The sequence below is a fragment of the Actinoplanes sp. NPDC051411 genome (genome assembly GCF_040682075.1).
Classification (GTDB): Bacteria; Actinomycetota; Actinomycetes; order Mycobacteriales; family Micromonosporaceae; genus Actinoplanes.
Map to the genome: position 1 here is coordinate 114862 of NZ_JBFBAD010000006.1, position 26142 is coordinate 141003.

12 protein-coding genes are annotated in these 26142 nt (G+C 66.3%); 6 read left to right on the plus strand and 6 right to left on the minus strand.

From position 1 onward, the window contains the following. Positions 1-59: 59 nt before the first annotated feature. Positions 60-2132 (minus strand): NACHT domain-containing protein, encoded by a 2073-nt coding sequence (locus AB0M88_RS05255; protein WP_364095630.1) that lies wholly within the window; start codon positions 2130-2132, stop codon positions 60-62. 3 nt (positions 2133-2135) lie between these two features. Then, entirely contained in the window at positions 2136-2591 is a 456-nt protein-coding gene (locus tag AB0M88_RS05260) for a hypothetical protein (RefSeq protein ID WP_364095633.1), read from the minus strand. Between the two features lie 237 nt (positions 2592-2828). Between AB0M88_RS05260 and uppS the strand changes: the two genes are divergently transcribed. Continuing rightward, positions 2829-3572 (plus strand): polyprenyl diphosphate synthase, encoded by a 744-nt coding sequence (uppS, locus tag AB0M88_RS05265; RefSeq protein ID WP_364095635.1) that lies wholly within the window; start codon positions 2829-2831, stop codon positions 3570-3572. Beyond that, positions 3569-4150, plus strand: a complete 582-nt coding sequence (locus AB0M88_RS05270; protein WP_364095638.1) for a phosphoesterase PA-phosphatase — start codon at positions 3569-3571, stop codon at positions 4148-4150. Before uppS ends, AB0M88_RS05270 begins: the two co-directional genes overlap by 4 nt. Here AB0M88_RS05270 and AB0M88_RS05275 read toward each other — a convergent pair. Both AB0M88_RS05275 and AB0M88_RS05280 read right to left on the minus strand, forming a co-directional pair. After that, entirely contained in the window at positions 4147-7953 is a 3807-nt protein-coding gene (locus tag AB0M88_RS05275) for a hypothetical protein (protein WP_364095641.1), read from the minus strand. The genes AB0M88_RS05270 and AB0M88_RS05275 overlap by 4 nt on opposite strands. A gap of 94 nt (positions 7954-8047) precedes the next feature. After that, entirely contained in the window at positions 8048-8224 is a 177-nt protein-coding gene (locus AB0M88_RS05280; RefSeq protein WP_364095749.1) for a hypothetical protein, read from the minus strand. Positions 8225-10161: 1937 nt separating this feature from the next. Between AB0M88_RS05280 and AB0M88_RS05285 the strand changes: the two genes are divergently transcribed. The 4 genes from AB0M88_RS05285 (at position 10162) to AB0M88_RS05300 (ending at position 20992) form a co-directional block, all read left to right on the plus strand. Continuing rightward, entirely contained in the window at positions 10162-14415 is a 4254-nt protein-coding gene (locus AB0M88_RS05285) for an AAA domain-containing protein (RefSeq protein WP_364095644.1), read from the plus strand. Continuing rightward, positions 14412-15248, plus strand: coding sequence for a TIGR02391 family protein (locus AB0M88_RS05290; RefSeq protein ID WP_364095646.1), 837 nt, complete (start codon positions 14412-14414; stop codon positions 15246-15248). The genes AB0M88_RS05285 and AB0M88_RS05290 overlap by 4 nt, the downstream gene beginning before the upstream one ends. 584 nt (positions 15249-15832) lie before the next feature. Beyond that, positions 15833-19771, plus strand: coding sequence for a restriction endonuclease (locus tag AB0M88_RS05295; RefSeq protein ID WP_364095648.1), 3939 nt, complete (start codon positions 15833-15835; stop codon positions 19769-19771). 102 nt (positions 19772-19873) lie between these two features. Continuing rightward, the gene (locus AB0M88_RS05300) at positions 19874-20992 is read left to right on the plus strand and encodes a hypothetical protein (RefSeq protein WP_364095651.1); all 1119 of its coding nucleotides are present in this window, start codon (positions 19874-19876) and stop codon (positions 20990-20992) included. Positions 20993-21236: 244 nt separating this feature from the next. On the opposite strand, the gene AB0M88_RS05305 is transcribed toward AB0M88_RS05300, so the two are convergent. Together AB0M88_RS05305 and AB0M88_RS05310 are read right to left on the minus strand one after the other, a co-directional pair. Next, on the minus strand, positions 21237-21971 hold the full coding sequence (locus tag AB0M88_RS05305) for a hypothetical protein (protein ID WP_364095654.1): 735 nt from the start codon (positions 21969-21971) through the stop codon (positions 21237-21239). Positions 21972-22154: 183 nt separating this feature from the next. Next, a complete protein-coding gene (locus AB0M88_RS05310; protein WP_364095656.1) occupies positions 22155-25991 on the minus strand; it encodes a hypothetical protein in 3837 nt (1278 codons plus the stop codon). Positions 25992-26142: the final 151 nt, after the last annotated feature.

The window sequence follows — 26142 nt, forward strand, 5'->3', positions numbered from 1 at the left end:
CGCTGACGAACGCCCGCCTATCGACTACCGGGGTCAGCGTGGCCCGCGGGCCGCGCCGCCTATACTTTTACGGCCTGCTCTTTTAGCCATAGTCGCAACTCCTCGTGGCGGAACTGATAGGCGACGCCGGAGGTACGAAAGAGCCCGGCCGAGACTCCCCAGTCCAAGAATCTGCCCAGGCGTAGCGGCAGGCGGCCGCGTCGGGATGCCAGGGCGATGGCAATGGCGTATCGGACCGTGGCAGCTGGGCCCACCAGTAGGCCGTAGGCCGTCGCAACGGACAATGCGATGACGGAACCGTAGGCGGGGCTCACTGAGATGGTGCCGGCAATGCCGCCGACCAACCCGAGGCCGGAGCCGTACGTCAGACCGTGTGCCAGATCGCCGCGCAGTACGTCGCGCGGGTCGCGCAGGTAAGCGCCCATCGGATCGGCGCCGGCGACCATCCCGAGTGCGAGGCCGGCAGCGGCGCCGACCGCGGCGCCAGCCGGCACCCCGATCCTCCAGCCCACCGGCAGGCTGGAGGTCAGCCCGAGGGCGGCGCCGACGGCAGTTCCGGCAGCCGCGCCGACAGCGAAGCCCCAGACTATTCTGCGCAGACCTACGGCACTCCACAGTTGAGCCCATCGCAGGTCGGCGGGCTCGAGCTCTCGACGGGCGACGGTGAGCGCGGCGGCCGCGGGCAGCGTGACGGCGCCGAGCAGCACGACCAACACGGCACCGACGAAGGTCGGCTCGATATGAGGAAACGCACGCAGGTAACGGCCGAAGGCCGAAGGTGCGAGGAATCGCGGATCGGGAATGCTAATTGCGGTCGATAGGATGGCGGCGATCGTCGCGCCGCCCGCCAGGACGGCATGGAGAACTCGCGGACGTCTCTGGCCGGCCAGCGGCCACGCCTCGTGAAGAACGATATCGGTCCTTGATCCGCTGTTCTCCAGATGTTGGATGAGTGTATTCAACCAGCGTCGGACCTCCTCCGCATTGTAGGAACGATGCAATGCGGTGATCGAAGGCACAAATTGGGCGAGCAGCGCGTCGCGGGTGCTGCCGTCGGTCGACGGGTCCGCTAGCCCCAGGTCGACCGGGCTGATGTTGTTCCGGTATGCGCTCACGGCCAAGGTCAGTGCCCACGGCGTGGAGAGCTCGCTGGTGATGCGTCGAGACAACTCGGTGTCCGTATGCAGTTGTAACGGTGCTAGTACGTCCAACCATGCCACGTCGTCGTCCGCGCTCTTGAATTGGCGCGTCAGGTACGCGGCGATCTCGTCGCCGACTAGCGGATCGATCTCCACGACGGTGGTCTCGTCGGGTCCGACAGGCAAACTGTCGTAGGCCCCGGTCCGGCAGGTGATGATGAACGGGGCCGCTTCGATGTCGGCGAAATGGTCGTTCAGTTTGGCCACGGTTTGCTCCGCGCGCGCGGCAGGGCCAGGGCCGTTGTCCATCTCATCCAAACCGTCGAGAACGGGCAGGATCCGGTGGCGCCGAATCAGTTCCGGAATGGCCCGCCGCCAATCAGGAAACGATACCGATACCTGTCGTATGAGCCAGGCCTCGATGGGTTCTTCGGGCTGCAGCGATGCTAAGCTGAGCCTGAGCGGTATCGGCTCGTCCTCTCGGCGGGTTTGTAGCATGCGGATCAGCAGGTATGTGACTAGGACGGTCTTTCCGGCTCCTGGACTGCCGACAACCGCCATACGCCCCGGATTGAGCGACTGGTAAAACTCAAGAACCTTCTCAAGAGAGCCAGTCGCGTCTCCGCCAGCCGTCCGGTACTGACCGGGTCGCCGATGGAATCTCACGTCGATGCGGCGTATGTCCGGGCGTTCGGTTCCGATCAGCAGCCGAAAGAATTTTCCCTCGGATTTCAGAAGCGAGGAGGCGATGTCTTTTTCTGCGGCGGCAAGATCGTCGGCAGAGACCGGTCGGAGGCGTTCAGCTACGATCGTGGCGACCGGCAGGGCTAGGGCGACGAGGCTGACCGAGAGGGCCAGGATGTTGGCCCAACCGGTGACGCGGGTGAAGGTTCCGTCGCCGGCGTGGTACGCGATGCGGACAGGAATCAACGCCAGCCCGAGGATGCCGATCCCGGCCGGGATCAGTACCCAGGTACGACGTCGGCGACCCATTGCCTACCGCGTGAGGCTCGGGTCGCAGTGCCGCAGGCCGAGCCCTCCCCGCGACGCGGGGGTCAGGTAGACCTCGTTGACCCACCCCTCGACGGCGCCGGCCCGCACGTAGTACCACAGGTCGGAGGACGCGCGATGGGGGTTACGACGGGCGGACAGGGACCACAGGTTGACATTAGTCATAGCGCTGCCGGCGGCGAAGCACAGCGCCAGGAGTTTGACACCACTGCCGGCCGTGAACCCGGCGACTGAGCAGCCCTTGTATGCGCAGTAGGAGATCCGGCGAGTCGAAAGGTAGAGGAGGTGACGGTCTTCCTTGAAGTCGGAGGCGGATCCGAGCACCTTGTTTTGCACCGTCACCCAAGCGTCTTCCTGATCACCGGCAACCGCGACAACCGGGTCGTTGCCCTGAGCGTTGTAGATCGCGAGCACGGTGATCGATCCGGCGAGCACCACCATCAAGATCATCGTGGTGGTTAGCCGGAGCCAGCTTCGTCCTCGCACGGCACCTCCCGGTCGACGCGCCAAGATGTCGGACCCACCGGACGTGGGCATGGATCCTATCGGACTCAGCCGATCATGAGATCGCCACCTCAGAGCCTGTACGGACCTGTACGGGAATCCGCGAACTGCTTCTCCAGCGTGCCAATCGGACCCTTTCCTGGACACAAGACCGCAGAGGAAGGAGCGGAGCCGATGATTAGCGCTGAGGGACCCGTACCCACGCATGTGGCCTGCATCATGGACGGAAACGGTCGCTGGGCTACCCGGCGCGGCCTCGAACGTATCGACGGCCACGCGGCCGGCGAGGCGGCGATTCTCGCCTTCGTCGACGCCGCCCTGGACATGGGCATCCCGTGGATCACGTTGTTCGCCTTCTCGACCGAGAACTGGTCACGTCCCGCAGCCGAGGTCGCCTTCCTCATGGCGTTTAACAGCGCAGTGATCCGGCGGCACGGCGCATACTTCCACCAGCGCGGCATCCGGGTCCGCTACCTCGGCGCGCGGCGCGAGCCTGTACCCGCGTCGCTGAGCACCGAGATGACTGAGATCGAGGAGTTGACCGCCGAAAACCGCCGGATGACCCTTACGCTCGCCTTTAACCACGGTGGCCGTTCGGAGATCGCCGACGCCGTGCAGACGATTGTGCGCCAGGGCGTACCCGCTGACCAGATCGACTCTCGCACCGTCGCCGCGTACCTCGAAAGGCCCGACATGCCCGACCCCGACCTGGTCATCCGCACAGCGGGCGAGCAGCGCCTGTCCAACTTCCTGCTCTGGCGGCTGGCCTATTCGGAGCTCATGTTCACCGACGTGTTGTGGCCCGACTTCCGGGCCGAACACCTACGCGAGGCAGTTCGGGCCTTCCAACGCCGGACCCGACGGTTCGGCGGTCTGGCCGACGAGCTCGCGGTGCAAACGGAACCTGGTCGGGTGTGAAGGCCCTCCGCGTCCTCGCGCGGGTCGTGACCGAGGCGAGTACACCGACGTTGCTGGTCGGACTCCTGCTACCGCTGATCGGCTATGAGAGCGGCGGATATCGTGGCCTCTGGCTGGGTCTGCTCGCTTCGGTCTTCTCGGCAGTCGTTCCGTTCGTCTTCGTGCTCCGACGGACCCGCTCGGGGCGTCTTTCCGATCACCACGTCCGGAACCGTGCCGACCGCGCGGTGCCGCTCCTGGTTTCGTTGTTATCCGTGATGCTGGGGTTCGCGCTCTTGACGGTTCTGCACGCCCCCCGTCAGCTGCTCGCGGTGATGATCGCAGGTGTCGCAGGCATCGTTATCACGATCGCCGTCACGCACTGGTGGAAGATCTCGATCCACACGGGTGCCGCGTCTGGTTGCACCACCGTCCTCGCTATGACGTTCGGCGTCGCCGCGCTGCCGGCATTCCCGATCCTGGTCGTTATCGGATGGTCCCGCGTCGTGCTCCGGGAGCACACGGTCGCCCAGGTCGTTGCGGGTGCGGCTGTCGGAGCGCTGACCACCGGTGTCGTCCTGACCATGCTCAACGGCTAACCGGGCGTTTTGCGGGCTGGGGCGCATGGAGGGGTGTACGGCACACCAGGGACGTATTGATGCCACTCGGCTGCTGTGATCCAATCTCCGCTGGTCGCGCAGACCCACCCGCTGACGCGATCGACGTCGGTGTCCCACAGCAGCGTGGTGGCAGCGGCACCGGCAGCTGCGAGGGTCCGCCCGTCAGGGCTGTACTGCGCGGTGTAGAGGGCGTCAGTGGCGCCGGTCAAAGTCGCCCAGGGGGTTGGCCGGCTCGGGTCGGCGACATTCCAGATCCAGACGGCGTCGTCGGTAGAGGCGACTGCCAGCGAGCGGCCGTCCGGAGAAAAGGTGGCCCAGTAGGCGTAGCTGGCCGGTCCGGTTAGTGCTGGGCCGAGTGCCCGCGGTCGATGCGGGTCGCCGAGGTTCCACAGTCGGGTGGTGCGGTCGGCGCTGCTCACGGCCAAGGTTTTGCCGTCCGGACTGAACGCGGCGCTGTAGGCGTAGCCCGAGAAGCCGCCCAGTGGTGGGCCGAGCGCCGATGGGCGGTCCGGATCGGTGACGTCCCAGAGGCTTGCGGTCCCGGCGGTGGTGGTCGAGACGAGAGTGCGGCTGTCGGGGCTGAAGGTCACGAAGAGGATCATCGACGCATCGTCGGCAGCGACGGTGGCGACCGGCGTCGCCGCGGCCGTCGCCAGGTTCCAGACCCGGACGGTGCCGTCGTCGGAGCCTGCGGCGAGCAGCTGACCGTCCGGGCTGAAGGCCACCGACTCGACCAGCGCGGCGGATCCGGTCAGTGGGACGGGCTGTTGGCTGGGATGCCGCAGGTCGCTGATGTTCCAGAGGTCGACCTGGCCAGTCCGGGTGCCGGCAGCCAAGGTGTGTCCGTCCGGGCTGAGGGCGATGCTGGCGCTGAGTCCGGCCCGGTGCAGGGGTACGCCGAGCGGCTGAGGGCGCCGGCGGTCGGTCACATTCCACAGTCGCACGGTTTGATCGCGGCTGGCGGTCGCCAGGATCGCCGATGGGCCGGGCATGTAGACGGCGTTGAAAACGGCGTCGGAGTGCCCGGCGAGCAACGGTCCGCGAAGATGCCAGATGCGGACGGCGCCGTCGGTGGCGGCAGCGATGATCGTTTGGGCGTCGGTGCCGTAGGTGAGTGCGGTGACCGGGGAAGGAACCGGAAGGGTATCGGTCACACGTCCGGTGCGGAGGTCCCATACGGTGGCGCGCTTGTCGGAGCTGCCGGCGGCGATGCTGCGGCCGTCCGGGCTGAACTGGATAGCGTTGATCCAGCTGGTCGGGCCGGTGAACGCAGCCGGCTCGGGGCGGGGTGCCGATGTGCCGGTGACCTGCCACAGCCGGATAATCTTGTCGCCGCCCCCGGCCGCGAGCGTGGATCCGTCCGGGCTGAACGCGACGGCGTACACCTTGAACTGCCCGGCGCGGATCGTTGCAACTGGCTGGGCAGAGCCGGGCGCCGTGGTGCGCCACAGACGTACGGTCCCGTCCGCGCCGCCGGCTGCGAGGCGCCGGCCATCCGGCGCGAACGTCACCGCCTGTACAGCGCCGGTGAATCCGGTCAGCGAGGTAAGACGGTGCGGCCGGTGCGGATCGGTCAGATCCCAGCGCCAGATTTTGCCGTCGGCAGCGGCCGCCGCGAGGACGTGCCCAGACGGGTCGAAAGTGACGGCGTACACGGTGGAGGCTGGACCGGCCAGCGGTACTGGCAACACGTTCGGGTGCCGTGGATCCGCCGTGTCCCACAGATATACACGCCGGTCGGCGCCGGCCGCGGCCAGTAGACGGCCATCCGAGCTGAACGCCAGTCCGTACAGATCACCGGTGGCTCCGGTGAGTGGTCCACCGAGCGGAACTGGGCTGACGTTCGGATCAGAGGAGTCCCAAAGGCGCACTCTGCCGTCGACGCTCGCGGCAGCGAGCACGCGGTGGTCGGAGCGATATGCCAGCGCCTGCACGGGGCTGCCCGCTCCGAGAAGGCGGGCGACCTGAGGGCCGACCGAGGAGCTGAGCAGGCTCGACCGGGCCTCGACGGTCGGCGAAGTCCGATACGCGGCGAGACTGAGCTGATAGGCAAGCGACGGGTCACTGCTGCGTAGCCGGTCAGCCCTGGTCGCGACCAACTGGGAGATGGCCTGGTTGCGCTGATCGACCGCCTCACGCCGCTGGCCGGTGACAACGGTACGTTGGTCGAAGGCATAGGCAGCGAGCAGAGCCGACGTCAGAACCAGGACGAGCAGCGCGGCGAAGACCTGGACGAGGCGACGAACCCGGCGATGGTCGTGCCGGATGCTGGTCTCCAGGAATTCGCGGGCGGGTGACGGCAACGCAGCGGACCGGCTCTCCGCCCACTGCTGTGCGGTAGTCAGCCGTAGGCCGCGATAGAGCAGTCCGCGATCATGGCTGGCTGCTCGCCAGTCGGCCGCTGCCTCCGACAGTCGTTGCTCAAGCAGCAGGCCGTCTCGGTCGGCGGCAAGCCAGCCGCATAGTGTCGGCCAGGCGGCCAGCAGCGCTTCGTGGCTGATCTGCACGCCCTCGTCGTCGACTGTGATCAGACGGTCGACGACGAACCGGTCGAGGATCTCGCTCACCTCGAGGCTGCGGGTGGCGTCGACTGCTTCGATCAGGCGATCGCGGGACATACGTCGCCGGGTGTCCGCGGTATCGGTCGAGACCCGGACCAGGTTCAGGAACAGTCTCCGTGCGTCGTCGCGCTGCGTCTCGGTGAGCCCGGCGAGGACCGTGTCCGCCGTCGCGGCCACGGCTTGGTCGAGCCCACCGATCTCGCGATAGTCGTTGATCGTCATACGATGGCCGTCACCGTGGGACCAGGTCGCGAAAAGCGCGTGCGACAGCAGCGGCAACACCCCCGTCGACTCGGCACGACGCGAGACCGCGTCGCGCAGCAGCAGCTCGACAAGTCCATCTTCGAGATCGACGCCCGCCGCCCTCGCCGGTTCGACGATGGCTTCGCGCAGCTCACGGTCAGCCATCGGACCGACGGTGAACGACCGTTCAGCGAGCGGCTCGTAGAGCGCGGGTTCACCGAGCGCCTGAGCATAGAAGTCGGCCCGGAGACCAAGAACCACCACAGCGCCGGCAGGTCCATCCGCGAGCAAAGCAAGAGCGGTGACGAACGCTCGTCGTTCGTCCGGATCCGGGCAGGCCGTGAAGGCCTCCTCGAATTGGTCAACGATGAGCAGAGCACGCGGCGGCAAATCCTCGGTGGTCTTCGTCAGCTCATGCAACGGGCGAGCGCCGGGCGTCATGAGCCGCATCTCGCAATCGCTCAACGGCCCTTCTCGGTCCACGGCCATCACACCCGCTCGCAGCAGCGACGACTTTCCCGCTCCGGAGGCGCCGATGACGAGTTGAATGCCGCCACCGGTATCGCGGAGTTCGGCCAGTTGGCGGGTCAGCCGCTCGGCCAGAGCGCGACGGCCGAAGAACCAGCCAGCATGCTCGAGCTGAAAGCTCGCCAGGCCCCGATAGGGGGCTGGGCCACGGCCATGCCGCTTTGTAACACGTCTGACCCGATTCAAGGCGTCGAGCCACGTACCGATAGAACTCTCTTCTCCGGCGCCGCACGCCGAGAGCACCCGGACGAACAATTCCTGGGAGGAGCCTGACGGCAGACCGCGCCCGGCGAACCAGTCTCCGATAGTGCTGTGCGCGCCGAACGCCTCCGCCTTCGCCGACACCTGCCGGACCGTAAGACCGGCCTGCGTCCGAAGGACCGTCAACTCTCGAGCGAAGTCACCGCGGGTTCTGATCTCGGCCGGATCGGCTACCTCGACCTGATCCATGACAGGAAGGTATCGCCGACCGGTCGATGCAGGAGTCGATAATGCGACAGTAACGGGCCCGCTGGCTGTACGGAGTCTGTACGGAGTGTCGACCTTAGGCTGTTCGCGACTCCTGCATTCGAGGCGGTGACGCAGCCACTCGCCACCGCAACCGATGGAGGAGATCGGCACTTAGGAGCGACGACTTACCCGAGCCGGACGCGCCGACCACCAGTTGCACGCCGCCGCTGTCGCGCAACGCGGTTGCCCGGGCCACGAGAGTCGCGGTCAGTTCCTGCTAGCTGAAGAACCATTCGGCGTAGCTCGTCTGAACGATGACACTCCTCGGTACGGCTTGGGCCCGTGCCGCCGGTTGTTACCGCCATGCGTCTAGCCATAGTCCGATGTCGGCGTCGTTAGTGGCGCCGCATGACGTCTACAAACAGCGGCTCGGAAGAAGCCGACGGCACGAAACGACCAGCGAACCGTCGTCGATTGTGCCGTGCGCACCGACGACTGCGATGCGCGCGGCAAGCTGCCGGACGGACGAATCGGCGGCCTCCTCGTAATAGCGACAGTTCTCGAGCGAAGTCGGTCAGCAACGTAATCGCCTCTGGGAGCTCAGAGGGAACTCTAGTGCCTTGGAGGACTGTACGGATGTGTACGGGCTGCCGCCGCAAACATCGACCAGCCTGTCCGGCGGATGCGAAGGTTCGTCCGCCAGCGTCGGCAGGCCCCTTCTGCATAGCGCTGGCCACGTACCCGAGCAAGATCAGAGGAGGAAGCTAGTGCCCATTCCAAGGCTGATTCGAAGTCTGAAGAGACTGTCGATGGTCGTCGCCGCGCTCGCAGGAGGCCTGTTGATGACGAGCGGACCAGCGATCGCTGCGTCGCCTGCCGTCGGTACGGCGGTCGCGTCGTGGTCCTGCTGTGCGTACATCAACTCCAATTCAGGCGGAGCGAATGTCCGCGGCTGCCCCGACGTATCATGCACGTCGTACGGCTACTACCCAAACGGAACAGCCGTCGTGATGACCTGCTGGTACGACACCGGCACCGTCGTCTACCCGCCGAACTCTAACTACCCGTCGAACCGTTGGTTCCGGATCTCGTCTCCGCGCTACGGGTACATTCACTCGTCGCTGATCGCGAATCAGGCATCGGTGCCCAAATGCCCTGAGGCGCCTTAGCATACCGCGAGATGGTTGGCGTCGCGGCGGACGCTCCCCGGGCCCGCCGTAACGTCACAGCCTCGGCCGGTGCGCGTGGCGTGCCCAGACCGAGGACGGTGCCGGTGTGTTGGTCCAGCACGGCGAGCAGATGTATCTGAGCACCGGTCGGGCCGCAACCGCGTCAAGTTCGCCCGTCCACGCTGTACACGCGCCGGCCGGTACCCACGGGCCGGGATGCGACGACCCACGGCCAGCCATGTCGTCCAGGGCGTCGGCGTCGACACCGGCCACAATCCTGCGGAAGGTTGACTCGTCCGGCGCCCGATGGACCCCGGTGAGCGGATCGCGCCACACCTCTAGCCCGGCCAGGACCTGCTGCGGAGGTCGCCCGCCCACTCCGCGACCGCAGCAGCCGATCGGGCTTTGGCCAGTACCGCAGCAACCGCGGTGGCCAGGACCCCGGCCAGCGGATGCACCACACCCACCGATCACGCCGATCCGGCACCCTGGCCAACGCCTTGACCAGACTCTCCCGGCACGACGCGGGCAGCGACACGGGGTCCTGATCCGCGTGCACAGCCAGCACACCGATCAGCGATGACGATCCCAACGGGCGCGGTCCTCGATCGATCAACTTTCAGTTTCGACACCTGAATGATCATTGAAAGGACGCACCCGGCCTCATACCACCAAGATCAGGAGTGTCCACCCAAGACGCTCACCGGGCAATCCATTACCTTCCCTGAGCCCTGCCCCTGCAGTCGGGTCTCTGGTCATGTCGCGCCTCGCTCACCGTTTCATCGTGGTATCGGGAACCCGGCGACCGAGTGGATTTACCAGACCGTCATGACCGGATTCACTCGAAGTGAAAGAGATTCGCCCGTAACGTCCCATGGCTAAAGCGCTGCGCGACAGTCCGCTTGTGTGCGTCGCTGCCCACCTACGACAGTGTTGAGGTAGCTATGTCGCCAGTCGTCCGGTGGGCTGTCGCCGAATGGCATTCATTCATCCGCAGCGCTGTTGCTGGATGTAACGTGATGGATGCAAGCTGTGAGGCGTGTTGTCTTCGCTCTCGTTGACCGACGAGTACGTGGTGCAGCGCACGAGCGGGCTGGTCGCTTACCTTAAGGAGCTGGTGGAGCAGTCTTCCGGGCAGGTCCGTGACACCGCGGACGACGGCACGATCTGGCTTGACGACTACCGAGAGCACCTCGCCGGCGAGGGCGCGGGCGAACTGCTGGAGATCCGCTGCCCGCCGGTTTCCGAGCCTCCCCAGCAGGCCGGGCCGGTCATTGACAGGTACCGCCGGCTCGAGGCGCTGGGTCGTCGAGCCGTCGAGCTGAGCGATACTCACGAGCTGCTGTTCGGTATCGGGCTGCTGAGAATCCCAGCGGCCCAGCGTCCAGTACGGCGGCATCTGCTGACCTGTCCGGTCGAGCTGTCCGTGGACGTCATCGCCGAAACGGTGCGCCTGCTGCCCTCGCTGACGACCGGTTTCCGGCTGGAGGATCGCGACTTCCTCAGCGCCGAGGACGGTTTCACAGCGGAACGGGAAATCAGCGCTATGCTGGTCGACCAAGCCGCCGATCTCACGCCGCTATCTGCGCAGGTGGCCGGCTGGCTCATGGAATGGAAGCGGCGCTGCTGGCCCGAGCCGCTGCGGGTCGATCCGCACACCTGGACGCCGATCGAGGAACCCGGTGAGTCGGCGCTCACCCTGTCGCCGGCTTTGCTGCTGCGGCCGCGCACCCGTAGCCGGCTTATCGAGTTCTACGGCCGCCTCGCGGCCGACCTGCAGCAACCCGGTGCCGCGGCGCCGCTCGGCCTGGCTCAACTGGTCGTCCCGTTCGAGCGTGAGCAGAAGCAGCAGTGGCTTGCGCAGACCGCGCGGGCGAGCTTTCTGGACGACGCGGATCCCCTGCTTCCCCTGTCGAGCAACGCCGAACAGCGGCGCATCCTCAAGGTGCTGCGCTGCGACACGGCCGCGGTGATCCAGGGGCCGCCCGGCACGGGCAAGACCCACACGATCGCGAACCTCATCTGCGCCCTGCTCGCCGACGGGCAGCGGGTGCTGGTCACCAGCGAGAAAGGCCAGGCGCTCCGGGTCCTGAAGGACAAAATCCCGGAGGACGTACGCGACCTGTGCGTGCTCGCGACCGGGCTGCGGCGCGGCGCCGACGACTCCCTCGACCGCAGCATCACCGCCCTGTCCGAGCTGCAGACCGGCACCGACACGGCGCAACTGGCACGCACGGTGGAACGGCTCACCGACCGGCGACAGGACCTGCTGCAGCGACGTAAAGCCGCCCTGCTGGACCTGCAGATCGTCCGCGAGGACCAGTACTCGGTCCACCGGCATGGCGCCGGTCGATACAGCGGCACCCTCGTGGACATCGTCCGCGCGATCGAGGCCGACCGGCCCGCGTACGAATGGATCGGCGAACTCCCGCCGACCGCCACCGACACCCCGGCCTTGACTGACAGCGAAGCAGTCGCGCTGCTCGACCTGCTTCGCACCACGACCCCGGAACGAGCCGTCCGCGGCCGGCAACGCCTGCCCGACATCGATTCGTTGCCGGAACCGCTGGAGATCAACACCGCCTTCGCCCACCTCAACCGGGTCGACGATCTCCTCGGCGCCGACCGCACCGAGGTAGCGCCGCTGCTGAACCTGGACCGGCAGCCGCTCACCGACGTCGTTCAGCTCATCCACCAAGCCGCGGACAGCCTCGCCGAGGTAGGCCTCTCCGAACTGACCGCGCACTGGGGCAGCGACGATTGGCGGCTGCACGCCGCCCGAGACAGGCTCGCCCGGCAGAACCCCGAATACTGGGCCACCGGGCGCACCGAACTGCGGGCCGTCATCACCGATACCACGGTCCGCGTCGCCGCGGCGGACACCAGGGTCAGCGTGGATCCGGCCGCCGACCCGGTCCGGCTGCTCGGCCAGGCCCGGCGACTGCGCGCCTACCTGAAACAACGCCACTGGATCCACCGCTACCTGCCCGCCCACCCCGCCGAGCTCGAAGCGGCCGAACTACTGACCGCGTGCACCGTCGAACAAGCCCCGCCGGACACCGTCGACGCGCTCGAGGTAGCCATCACCTACCTGCACGCCACGACAACCGTCGACACCGCGCTACGGGCCTGGCCGACCGGGAACGCGGCACCCGCGCCACGACTCAGCGGCCGACTGGCTCAGCTGCGCGACATCGAACGCGGCGCAGCCACGATTGACGCCCTCGCCGGGATCCGCGACCACATCGAACACCACCTGCGCCGGCACGGGATCCGCTTCCCGATCCGCACACCACAACAGTGGGACCGGACCGTCCGCGCCATCCAGGCGGCCCCGCTGATCGCCCGCGCCCGCACCGAACAAGACACCCTCGACGCCATCCAGGGCCGGCTCACCACGGTCAGCTACGACCCGGACGCCGCACCCGAAGTACTGCAACTAATCGCCGCATTGCGCGACCGCGACATCACCAGCTACGCATCCCTGCGCGCCAAAGCCGGCAAGGCTGCCCTCGACCACGCCCGGGAGCACCACTGCACCGAGCTCACCGGTCGACTGCGCACCCGGCACCCCGACCTCGCGGCCCGGCTGACCCAAGACCCGCATCACCCGGCCTGGGACTCCCAGCTCGCCCGGCTGAGCGCCGCCTGGGCCTGGTCCACCGCCGTCCGATATCAGCGCCTGATCACCTCCGCCGGCAGCGACGACACCGAACGCCGTCTGCGCGATCTCGACACCCAACTGGCCGACGTCACCGCACAACTCGCCGGTGGCCGGGCGCTGCTGCACTGCCTGACCAACGTCACCGAGGAACAGCGCGCAGCTCTGCAGGACTATCGAACCGCGATGAGCTCCTACGGCCGGGGAAAGAGCAAACACGCGGAACGCCGCCTGAACGCCGCACGCAGCGCCATGCACGACGCCCAAGCCGCGGTCCCGGCATGGATCATGCCGCTGAGCAACGTCATCGAAACCATCGACATCCAGCCCGGCAGCTTCGACGTGGTCATCGTCGACGAGGCCAGCCAGGCCGGCATCGACGCCCTGTTCCTGCTCTGCCTCGCCCCACGAGTGATCATCGTCGGCGACGACCGGCAATGCGCACCCGGCCTGCGCACCGAACTGGCTACCGTCCACGAATCGATCGACCACCACCTCAACGCCCTGAGCGAGCACGTCCGCGAAAGCTTCAACCCCGTCTCGAACCTCTACGAACTGCTCTCCGCAAGGTTCCCCGGCGTCATCCGGCTCAAAGAACACTTCCGCTGCATGCCCGAGATCATCGGATGGTCATCCCGCCAATTCTACCGCGACAGCCTCATACCGCTCCGGCAGTTCGGCGCCGACCGGCTCAAACCCACCGAGGTCATCCCGGTCGCCAACGCCATCGAAGAAGGCGCCTCCACGAACCCCAAGAACCCAGCCGAAGCCGAAGCAATCGTCGACCAGATCCAGAAGCTGATCATCGACCCCAACTATCAGAACAAGTCCATCGGAGTCGTCGTCCTGCAAAGCCGTGCCCAAGCCACCCTGATCGACCGGATGATCCGCAGCAGGGTCGACTCGAGTGAAATCCAGCGTCGCGACATACGAGTCGGGGAGCCGCCGGACTTCCAAGGCGACGAACGCGACGTCATCTTCCTTTCCATGACGATCGCCCGGCCTCGCCCACCGCAGACCGGCCGAGTCAACGAACGCCGTTTCAACGTCGCTGCCTCCCGTGCCCGCGACCAACTCTGGCTGTTCACCTCCATCGACGCCGTCCACCTCCATGCCGATGACATGCGCCACTCGCTGCTCACCTGGTTGCAACACCCGCCGACCCTGATGGCCATCGACCCGCAACTGGACCAGGCCGGCCGCGACGAACTACACCACGGATTCGCCACCCTCCTGCAGCAACACGTCTTCCTCGACCTCCGCGAACGCAACTACGCCGTCATCGCCGAATACCCGATCAGCGGCTCCACGATCGACCTGGTCGTCATCGGCAATAATGGCCGCCTCGCCGTCGAGTGCGAAACCCCCGACCGGCCCGCCACACCCGAGCAGATCCACGAACAGCTAAAACGGGACCAAGAACTCGGCCGAGCCGACTGGCAATTCGTCCGTATCAAACACAGCGAATACCTCACCGATCCCGAAGCCGCCCTGCGTCCACTCTGGGCCGCGCTCCGAAGCCGAGGCATCGACCCGCGGAACCTTCCGTACGTCGACCGGACCGCCCCCATCTGGGAGGCCGCACCCCTGTCCACCAACGAAGAAGGACCTGACGACAGCCAGGAGCCATGAACGCCACCGGCCGAACTCCAGACAACACCGCCTGGCCACCCGCCGTGGTCCAGTCCGTTACCGAAGCGCTGGCCAGTACCAAGTGGCCGGGCCTAAGCAACAACGAGATAGAGCAGCTCCTGGCGGCCCTGAGTATCCCTGACGTCCTGGACGCGTCCAATAAGCGCAGCCGCCTTTGCACCGCACTTCTCCACCAGCAACAGCAGGACGGCACCAACGACGCCATTAGCCGGTTCCTGACCGAGGCGATGACCCCCGCTCGCTATCTACGCGACCCCGCCCGATTCGAGGAGCTTCGCAAAGCGTTGGCCCCGCCCCTGTCCCTGCTCGGTCTGGAGATCACCGCGCAGGGACGCCTCGGCCCTGCCATCGACACGGCCACAACGCTTGACGACGTAGCCCGCATCACCGGTCGCCTCCGTTACGAACTGAAACGCCGCGGCGTACATACCGAGGTGATCCGCTACTGCGACCAGGAGCTGATTCGGCAATCGCTCTACCATGCCATCTTTGAGGCCACCAAAGGGGTATCCGAACGACTCCGGCAAATGAGCGGGCTGCCGGGAGACGGAGCACAACTCCTTGAAGCGTGCTTCGGACCTGCCAGCGGTCCCCTCCTGCGAATCAACGCCTATACAACAGAATCGGATCAGAGTGAACAAAGAGGATTCGTCAACCTCGTCAAAGGAATATTCGGCACGTTCAGAAATCCTGCCGCGCACACCACGCGTGCGAGCTTGCTGTGGAACCCCACCGAGGCGGACACACTCGACCTCTTCTCGATGCTGTCGTTCGTCCACCGGTGCCTCGATCAGGCCCGCGCCGAGAAGTAACGGCTCCGGCCAAAACAGCAACAGCCTCCGTTACAGCTGAACCGGGAGCCACATCGACTGGCCCGTGGTGCCCAGCCACAGGTGGTCATTCCGGAGACCGTGGATGCCGGCTTCCTCCCCCGATGCCGCCGGACGTCGTTGGGCGGCCACAGCCACATCATGGTCATGTACCACGGCGGCGAGCCGTCCATTCTGTGCTCGCTCGAGGACGCTGTCGCGGACGTCGGACGGCAGATCCGGTACCGATGCCGCGGGCAGCCGTAGCGGGCCGCGGCCGCCGTCGGCGAAGGTGTCGGTAAGCGCGTCCAGGCACGCCCACGCGCGGGGGTAGCGCTCGGCCAGCCCGGTGAACGGATTCGAACCGGGCAGGTCGACGGGTTGACGCGGCGGGCGGCCAGCCGGTGGGAGAGCGGGCCGGCGGCGTACTGCCGGCCCACCCGTGGTGATCTTCCCGGGACCCGGCATGCTCCGCCGCCCGAAGAACTAGTCCATGTCGGGCCCGCCGGAACTGCGCGTCGCGGCGCGCTGGGCAGCCCCAGGGATACCCTGCCGAGTGGGCTCCAACATCTCCGTATCCGGAAAGGGTGAGCGCCGTCTCGGTAGACCGATCCTCGGAGCAGGCGAGTGATCCGCTGTCCGGGAAGAATCCGACATTGCCGCCGACGCCGAACCTGTCGCCGGACGAGTTCGAGGACTTTACCGAAAGGCTGCTCAGCGCACATCGGTTTAGTCCAGACCCGGTGCGACGGGTCATCCGACTCGAGCGGCGGGGCCGCCGGGGCGATGCCCAGGACGGCATCGACTTCGAGGGTGAGTTCAGCGACGGCGCGACCGCCGCGTGGCAATGCAAGCGCTATGACAAGCTGCCCCCGGCCGATATTCGTGCCGCCGTGAGCGCCTGCACGTTCGAGGCCGACGAGTACTACCTGGTCTTCTCCGGCGAGGCATCTCGCAACGCGCAGAACGAGATCAAGAAACATCCTCGCTGGCAGCTCCTGGATCGTCGCGGTCTGGGCCGGCTCCTCGACGACCTCCCACTTCACAAGCGCCGAGACGTCCTGGACGCGACATGGGGAAAGCAGACGCGGCAGTTCCTGCTCGAGACACCCGGCTCGGATGCCTTCCTGAGCATCGAAACCTTCGCGGCGGACAGGGTCGACCCAGACACCCTTCTCAATGACCGGGGCCCTCGTATCGGCCGCGAAGCGGAACTCGCCGCTTTACGCAACGCGCTTGATCGAGCGAGTGACTGGCCCCAGGTTGTCGTCGTGACAGGGCCTGGCGGGCGCGGTAAAACTCGTCTCCTGACCGAAGCACTCGGCGGTTTCCAGGATGCTCACCCGGGGATCCCCGTTATCTGCCTCTCTCCCGGCCGCGTCCTCGACCAGGCCGCGATGGATGAACTCCCCAGTACGCCCGCCATCGTCATGATCGACGACGCACACAAGGACCCGGCCGCCCTTTCGCCGCTGCTGGCCTATGCCCGTCTGACTGACGGCACCCAGCTCGTCCTCGGCTCGCGAGGCTCGGGCGTCAACTCCTTACAGTCCGAGATCGCACTTTCCCGGTACGCACCGGCCCAGGTCGAAACGATCTCCGTTGACCAGCTGAGCAGGCAAGAGGCGCGAGCGTTGGTAAATGGTCTTGCCGAAGGCCTTGAGCTCACCTTCGCTGCTCGGGAGTACTTCATCGGCCAGGCTACCGATTCCCCGCACGTGGCGGTCATCGCCATCAACCTGATACGCCGCGGCGAGTTGACCTCCCCGCCGGTCGTGGACACCGCCCTTCGGCAACAAGTTCTCGCGCGCTATCAGGAAGTCGCGACCGGCCCGGTAGACGGGATCGCAGCTACAACTGTGCGCCGTGTATTCGCCGTATACGCGGCTCTCAGTCCGGTCGATGACTCCGACACCGCACTCCGTTCGAGAATCGCGACCTTCTGCGGTCTTGGGGTCATCGACCTGCTCCGACTCTGCCAAGGTCTGCAGGACCGCGGCGTACTTGTCACCCGAGACGGGCTGATCCGTGTAGTGCCCGATGTGCTCGCCGACGAACTACTGGAGACGGAGGCCGCGGTCGGCGCTCACGCCACAGGCTTCGCGGAGCAACTCTGGGGTACCTTCGGCAGCCCCGAGGATGACCGGCTCATTGTTACCCTGGCCGAGCTGGACTGGCGCCTCGCCCGGCGCGGGGGACCTTCGATCATCAGCCCGATCTGGGCCGCCGTACGGCACCGGGTCGGCAGCGCGGACCCCGAGGGACTGAGCCGCGCCCTCCGCGGTCTCGCCAATCTTGCGTCAACTCTGCCGGCACCGTTCGTGGAGGTGCTCGAAGAGGTCCGGCTAAGGCTCCAAGGGAACAACGCCGAGGACCACCATGCTGTCCTTGCACTGCTCCCGGAGATGTACGGACAGTGCGGGGCCGGAGCTCCAGAGCTCTTGGAGGTTGTTCTCGACGCGCTGTGGGCGCTGCGCCGCGATGATTCCCGCCCGCCGAACCAGTTCCCCGGACATCCCGAGCGCGTCATCGAAGACCGGCTCGCCAATGTCGGCCAGCTAATCGACCCTACATTCCCGCTTCGGATCGCCGGATGGGTCGACAACCGTCTGTCCGAACCGGGGCCGGCGACGCCGATGTTCGCCCTCCGGCCGCTGCTGGCGAAGGAGGGCACTCACACGGTCACGGAGACCCGGCGCCGAATCTCATTCCGGCCGTACGCCATCTCCGCGGCCTGGGCACGTCCGGTTCGGGATGCGATTCGCTCCGTTCTTCACCGGCAGGCGAGCGGAACGGACTTCCGCCGAGCCGGCGAGGCCGTCGAGCTTCTCTGCACCGCGCTTCGTCAACCCGCGGGCTTGGTCGGACGGACGGTCACCATCGAAGAGATCCTGGGCTGGGAGGACGACGACCTGGCCACGCTCGCAACACTTCGAAGCGCCGCGGCGGAGACCACCAGCTCGGTGATCCGTCGGCTGATCCGGATGGAGGTCGCGTGGACGTCCGAGCATGCCCGGTCGATCCGCAGTCGCCATGCCGCTCTGACTCTCGTCACGGAGCTCGACGAGCGCGAGGACGATCTGGCGGAAGCTCTTCTGAGCGTTTACGGCCGAGGAAAGCCGACCCGGCGGGGCCTGGCGTTACCGACCCTGGCGGAACTGCAAGCTGCGGCCATGGCACGAGCTGCCGAGGAGGCCGGGGCGACGCACGAGCAGCTTGAGGCCGCACGCAACGAACGCGTTCGGGAGACCGTCGACAATCGGAGGATGCTGCAGGAGCAGCACATAGCCGAAGTCGTCGAGCAGCTCACCTCCGGGACCGTCACTGAGCTGGTCGAGGCCGTGCGGCAATGCGCAGCGGAGGTCGAGGCTGCTGCACCTCGGAAGACTCCTGCCTTGTGGGGTCTCTGGCGGGGACTCGCTCTCGCACGACCCGACCTCTTGCCGAAGGTGGTGCAAGAGATCGCAAAGGGGCCCGCCGGCGCCATCGACAAGAACCTGGATCAACTCCTAGACGCCTGGGCCGCCCATGACGAAGCCGGTCTGCTGGTCTGGCTAACCCTCGAATCCGAACTCCGCATCGGCGTGCGCCTGGCGATCGCGAATGCCTTCGCCAACTACAGCTGGACAGACCGCGGCACGCCGTTCGTCGAGCTCCACCGGCGCGGAATAGCGGATTCGGACCCGGAGCTCAGAGATCGTTTCATGATCGGCACCCACAAGCTGCTGGCTCTCGAACCGGCATCGACGGCGCAGCTGCTGGTTCGTGAAGGTGCATCGCCTTTCGCAGCGATACGCGCGCTCGAGGGCGCTTGCGCCTACGACGGGCTGCCGTGGGGTCGAAGTCTCAGCCGCGAGGACGCCAACGCGGTCCTGGATCTCATCGATCACGCCGGCTGGGAGGACCACACCGCTCAGCAGATCGCGGCCGGCATAGCCCGGACGCGCCCCGACATGGTTCTCGACCACCTCGAGACGCTATGTCGCGAAGGTGGCCGCCTTCCCCTGGATGTCGAGGGCTTCGCGGAAACCTTCGACGAGAACGCCGAGGCCCTGGCCAACTGGGTGGTCACTCGGGCACGACGGGGTGAAGGCGAGGAAGCATCCAGGGCGGTCTCGATTGCCATGCACTCCCACATGACGCCGGCACAGGCACAAAGTCTCACCGGTGCGGTGGATGATCTCGATAGCAGCTCACTTCCAGGCCTTGTCGCGGCGCTTCAAGACGCCGGCACCTGGCCACTCCACCATCCCGGTCTCGCGAGCCGGCTGCTCGCCAGGGCCCGGACACTGAGCGACGACAACGCTAACGAGGCCCTGGCGGCCATCTCACGCGCCATGTTCCCTGGTCACTGGGGATTCATGGGTGGCGTGTCCACGGAGCTCAACCAGGCTCGAGCGGCCGCAGCCGAGGCGGCTGAGACCGAGCGAGATCCAGAGCTCAAGGCAGCGTTTCGTCAGGCGGAGAAGTGGGCCACGGCGCAGGCCGCCCTCCTGCTGGCCGCAGATGACGACGACGAGGAGTGACCTCTCACCCGTCATGCACTGGCGCCCAACTCATCGCGCTCAGGCCGCATGGCCGCCGCTGTTGGCGGTAGCGCTCGATCTCAGCGACATTGGTCTCGGCTGGTGGCGCTGAAGCTGGCCGATTTCGGCGCTCGTGGTCTCGCCGATGCAATCAAAAGGCCGAGGTTAAGCGTTTGCCGCTTCCGGCCGTCGCCTCCTAGAGTTGCCGATATGGATAACTCGGCCAAGGCGGCGGAAGATGAATCGGAGCGCTTGCCAATGGCATTTTGGGCGCTAAAGTCGTGCCGTGAGGTATTCTTATCCATCTACGGCGAAGGGCTGCTCACCGCGCAGCCCGGGTCGGCTGCCGCCCGGGACTTCGCCGCAACCGAAGTCGGCCCCGCCGGCGAATGGCCGGCAGAGTTCAACCAGCTTCCGCGGTACCTCTCCGCAAAGCTTGTCCGTCAGCAGGCGGATCTATGTGCTGGCGCTGCGCTGCTAATCGAAGCTGGCGAGGTCTCCGAGCCGCTGCATTCAGTATTGAGGACGGGCTTCGAGTTTGCCATCCGGGCATTCTGGGTGCTTGACCCATCAGTTTCGCATCGTGAGCGTTGCGCCCGAGCAGCGCTAGCCGAGGTGGTTAGCACTGAGATGACGCGCCGGGCGGCCAGTAAGCTCCCGGATACACCAGAACCTCGTGTAACTCGAATTAAGTTTCGCGCCAATGCGAAGGCGCAAAAGGAACGTCTGCGAAAACTCTTCGCCTCAGTGGAGGGTGCGCCTGATGGCGACCCGCTGAAGTGGACGATCGAGGGTACGCGCTATTCGACTTGGACGGATGCTGCCGACCGGTGGACTGACGCCGAGAAGACCGGCGTGTCGGGCGGCGCGATGTATGACCAGCTCTCGATACTCGCCCATCCGCAGGGGTACGCCGCCACCGTAGGTCTAATACAAGACCCTGAAGACGGAACTCGGTTTACCCGCGTGATTGACCCCGTTCGAGTAACCAAGGTTGCTCGCCTCGGCGCCCAATCCTTCTACTCCAGCGTCACGTTGCTCACGAACTACCACGGATTTAAATCCAAGCACGTCGCCGCTTGGGAGGAGGAACTAGGCCAGCATTTCCTGGGTTCTTCCGTCCATAAACGTAGCGCAGCTGAATTCGCCCGGACCATTGATCAACGACCTTCCGCGTCAATAATGGGCGACCCAAACATCGCTGCCGACCGGCGAACCTGAAACGAGTCCTCGCTTGATGGAGCAGTGATTCGCCGCCTCATGGTCAGCGCAGGGCAATGCCAGCCGGCTGGCCGCGTACGCCCACCGGCGCAGAACACCGTCGCAGCGGGGCAGGCGAGTACGCTCGGGGCGAATAGGTCGGTATCGACCTGATCCGGCTCGGCCACCACGATCACCGCACGCTGCTCTCGCCGAGGCCGGCGGCAGCAACGCGGCTCACCGCAACCAACTGGCGCGCGTGTCCCTACGGCGATGTCACCCGCTCTCGCAGGACGTCGAGGATGTCATCGCGAAACCGAGGCGTGACGCGGTGCTTGGTGCCGGCCTTCATCTCCTTGACGAACTTCACCACCGAGTCAGCGTGACGGAAGGCGCCGCCCGCAGCGAAGAACGCCCGGAGCCAGGCGTCCCCATCGAGCGGATACCCCGAGCCAGTGAAGGCCCGCAGCAGCTGGACGACTGCGTCCTTACCACGACCGGAACTCAGCCCGTTGTACTGCTGGTCAACCATCAGCTTGCCGGCGGCCACCTGGAGTGGGTCCGGCGCAGCCAACGGCGCTCCGGTGTGCAGGTCGACAGCACCGTGTCCGTCCAGCCAAGCTCGGATGATGTCTCGTGGAGACCAGATCAGAACAAACACGCGGCTGGCCGCTTCAGATCCGATTATCTCGCTGAGGGCCTCGCAGTCCCGCTGCTCGAACGGATGCAGCACCACGACCGCGATTTTGACCAGTCGGTCATCATCTGCGAGACGCGTAAGGTCAGCAATGTCGACGACGTCGTGCCGCGCACGGCCCCCAACGATGTACTCTGCCGCCTCAAGATCGGCGCTGTGGGCGCCGTTGAACTTCCTCTTGTCAGTGACCGCAAAGACCACGGGTCCGTCGCCGAGCCAATCGCGGATGCGAGCGCTACTTGAAACCATCGCCGTGCCCTGCTGAGCCCAGTCCTCTCGAACCATGTACGCGAGATCGGTCATGCAGCAAGTATGGCGGGGACCACCGACATCGACGCAGAACCAATGCTCGACGGTGACCCCCGCCAGGCGGTATCCGAGGCTTCTCGTGAACAAGTTCAAGCCGCAAAGTTAGCGGCGAGGCCCTGAATAGGGAAAACCCTAGTCAGGGCCTCGCCCTGTTCCGCACCCGAAGGAACCTGTTGGCTACGAGGGATGGCTCGCGGGTGCAGGGCCCTCTACCGGGTCAATCGAATTTTGGAGGACCTCAAAGAGTTGATACGGCAGGGTGAACGCGACCTTCGGATTCTGGACGTAAGCCGCAGGCTCGACGTGACGGGTCACGATCAATGGAATCACCCGCCAAGGATGCCCTTCGGTAACACCGCAGGCGAGTGCGACGGCGTGGGCGTGCCGCTGAATCTGTTCGGCTTTCTCAAGGAGCTTGGGCACGAACCGCTTTCCATGGGTGAACTCTCGGACGTGGTGTCGCATTGCCGCGACGCTGTGGGGCGTCGCGAGGTCCTTGACTTCGCAGATCCACAGTCGCGAGTTGACAGCATCGGCGATCAGCACATCGATCTCACCAACCGGCTGTCGGATGCCAAGACGGGCCTGTTCGCCTTGATTGAACTGGAATCGATGCGGCAGACGGAGGTCCGCCGCGACGTCGCGGACCGTGGTCTCCAACTCGTCGTTGCGGCTCTTACGGTGCTTGTTCATCGCGTCAGCGACGCCCGGAGGCAGCACGTTGGCCGGATGCGGTAGTCGGGCCGCTGCGAGGTAGTTGTTGTGGAGTTGGAGGGCGGCATGGATCAGCCACGGCATCACCAGGATCCGGCCGTCGATCATCGGCAGAGGCCGTGTCAGCAGGCGATGGGACCGCTGCTCGACGTTGAGGAACCGTCGGGCACCACCTTGCTGGAGTTCGACAGGGTCGATCTGGAGTAGCTGCAGGGCAGCGCGGATCTGGGCATCGGGGAGGGTGGACCAGTCGGTGGCCTCACGGATCAGGTCGTCCGGGTTGACAGTGGCGATGCCGTCCTCGTCGGTTGGCCAGTCGGCGGCGGTGCCGAGTACGGCCGCGAGGCCGTCGAGCCCGGTGCCCCATCCGCGGACGAGTAACGTGTCGGCCTGGAGCAGCGATGGCTCGGCGAACGTGGCCAGCCGCTGAAAGGGGACGCGGTCGCGCTGTTGGGCGGCGTGGGGAAGCCGGGAGCCCTCTTCGCTGGCCTGTTGGGCGAGATCGTCGATCGTCCACGGGTCTTTGGCGGCCACCGCGATGAGGTGGTCGAGCTGGGCGCGGTGGTAGGCAGCGAGGTCGATGTCCAGGGGCGGGTCGCTGCTGTCGTCTCGTTGGTCGGCGATCACAGGCATGCCCTGCACGACGAACACGCCGTCGTCGTTGATGTCGACCTGGAGACCGTGTAGGTCCCGTTCGTATCCGTAGTCGGCGGCGGCGGTGAGGGAGAGCAGTTCGGCGAGGGCGGCGAGTTCCCCGAGGTCGAGCGCGTCGACGGTTCGGGTTCCAGCGGGCGGGTCGGCCAGTGCTGCCTCGAACAGCGTCTTCAGGGAAGTCATGGTGGCGGAACGGTCGCCGTCGCGGGCGGTGTCGTGCCAGTTGACCGCCCACGGCCCGGCGAGCGAGTGCATGATCTGGTGGTTTCGGTGCAGGTAGGTGGCGTAGGCGGCGTTGAGCCGGACCGCGAGCTTGTGCAGCAAGGACGGGTCGCACGCGGTGATCCGTTCGCTGAGCGTCTCCTCGATCGTGGGCAGGATCGTGTCCTGGCAGATGGTGTGCGCGTGCGCGTCGCTGTAGATACCAGGGGCGACACGGCGGCGAAGGCCATCGGCCACGGCGCGCAGCGCCCGCGCCCGAATCGCCGGCGTCCGCGGCAGGGTGTCGACTGGAGCCGCCGCCGGACGGCCGCCCGCGATAGCGTGCAGCGTCATCAGCGGCCCGACCTGCTCCCACGCATCGAGGAACGTCTCCGCCGATGTTCCAGGATCCTCGTCCCGGTCTACGCGGATACGACGGACGAGTTCGTGCAGGGTGCCGCCGAGCACGTCATGGCCGGTCATCGGGTCTGTGTGGAGAAGTTCGAGGACGTCGGGTCCGATGATGACACTCAGCACGGCTCGCTCCGCCGCGCAGGCGACCCGCAGGCCGTATCCGCGGCTCGGATCGGGGGCCGGGTCATCGGTGAGCCCAAGCAGGATGGTGAGGGGAGTGTCGTGGAGCCGGAAGTGGGATGCGATGTCGTCCCGGCGGGTGATGCAGTAGCGGACGGCGTCGGCGAACTGGAAGTACATGTCCGCATCGAGGTTTAGTATCGCGGCGTCCGAGCCGTCGATGAGGATGACCAACGCCGGGTCAGTGTTGACCAGAGCCATTTCCCCGCGAGGCGTGGTGAACAGGTTCGCGGTGCCATCGGCGTCGATGGTTGCGATCGGCCAGTCGCGATGCTCCGGCAAGCCTGCGGCAGCCAGAATTGCGTCGATAGCCTCCCAGCCGACGGCCTGAACCCAGGTGGCGTCGTATTCGGCCGCCACGACGTGCAGCGCTGTCTGCTCGTCGGCGTCCTCACCCGCGTCTTCGCCCGGCCGCGTCTCGTCGGCCGGGCCGGTGTCGGCCTGGTCGGCGGGAGGGCCGATGCGCCCCCAGTCCCGCCAGGCCGCCCACACGTCCAGGATGTCCTGAAAGAAGACGACATCATGCCCGGCGTGTTCGCCGAGATCCTGAAGGAAGCATTCGACGGTGGCCCAGTCGCCACCGGCCGCGTCAACGAGTTCGACGAGCTCTTCGATGTGGAGCAGGATGACATCCCGGAGCTTATGCCAATTGATGACCAGTGGGCCCCCGTACACGATCACCTTGGCGAGGTGATCAACGCTGATAGAGGCGGTTGCCGAGGCAGGGAGATCGCCCAATAAGTGCCACGTGTCGGTCTCGACCTGCCGCCGATCGAGGAAGTCGGTGGCGCGCTCGATCGCCGCGGTGAACATGTCCGGACTAAAGGCGCTGACGACCGTCGCCACCGTTCGTGGGCCGATGATGATCGGCGGGATGTCGAGGTCGATTTCCATCGGCGCCGATCGTGTGACCAGGCGCTTGTTGAAAGTGGCGAAGGCGTGGCCGCACGTCAGCGCCTGGAGACGGACGGCGTCGGCGTCGCCGATCTCAGAACGTCGAAGGAGGGCGTCCGCGGCCGCGTTCAACGCGTCGAGCGTCAGACTGGCCGGAACCGGAAACACGTCGTCGCCCGAACGCACCCGGAGGACGGGTCCGAGCGTCGGGAGCCCCGGTGTATCGGCGAGGGTTGTCTGGACGGCGTCGCGGGTGAGCCAGGTCAGGGCCTGGGCGGCGCGTTCGGGGCGGCTGCACCGGTTGATGGTGCGGCGTGGGTCGCCCAGCCTCGCCATAGATTGCCGGACTGCGTCGACCTCGGCCATCGACACGGAGGTAGTACCGGCGCCGGTACCTGTCGTGTCGTCGGCCGAGGCGCTCCACGCCTCGGCTAGGCCCTTGAGGGCGTCATCGCCGTGCGCCAGCACCACCTCGATCACATCGGTCAAGGTGAACCCGACGGCGTCGAGCAACGTGGGATCGACGGCCTGTGCTGTGGCGGCAAGCCGCCGCAGCAGCACCAGTGGGTAGAGATAGTCGCCAGGATGGATCCGCCACCGGCGACCGGCGACCATGAATCCGACCGCGTGCCGCGGATCATTCGACACGCCCGGGGGCAGCACGGGGTAACGGGCGACCTCCACGGCGGCATTCACCAGCACGGCCAGGTCCGGGTCTGTGGCCGTTCGGTTCCCGTCCGGTGGTACGCCCACAGCCCGGAGCCACAGCAGCGTCAGGTGGTGCTGCCACGGCCGCGACCACGGGGCGTCGATCGCGGCGCCCAGCAGCGGAATCACGGACGCAGCCGTGAACCTGCCCAGCGCCTCGTCGATCGCCGCCCAATCGTCAGGCCCCATACCTTCGACACGGTCGAACTGGCCGCCGCTGTAGTCGTTCCCAGAATGCACGGTGTCCATCGTCTCGTGGACGGGCCCGGATTCCCGACACATTTATCGGCTGTCGGCACGGCAACCTGGTGAACTACCGAAAGTCCGTTGGTGCTCCAGCAGCGGCTACTTGACTGGGTGACGGTCACCGACCTTGACGATACGGATCACATGAGCGGGC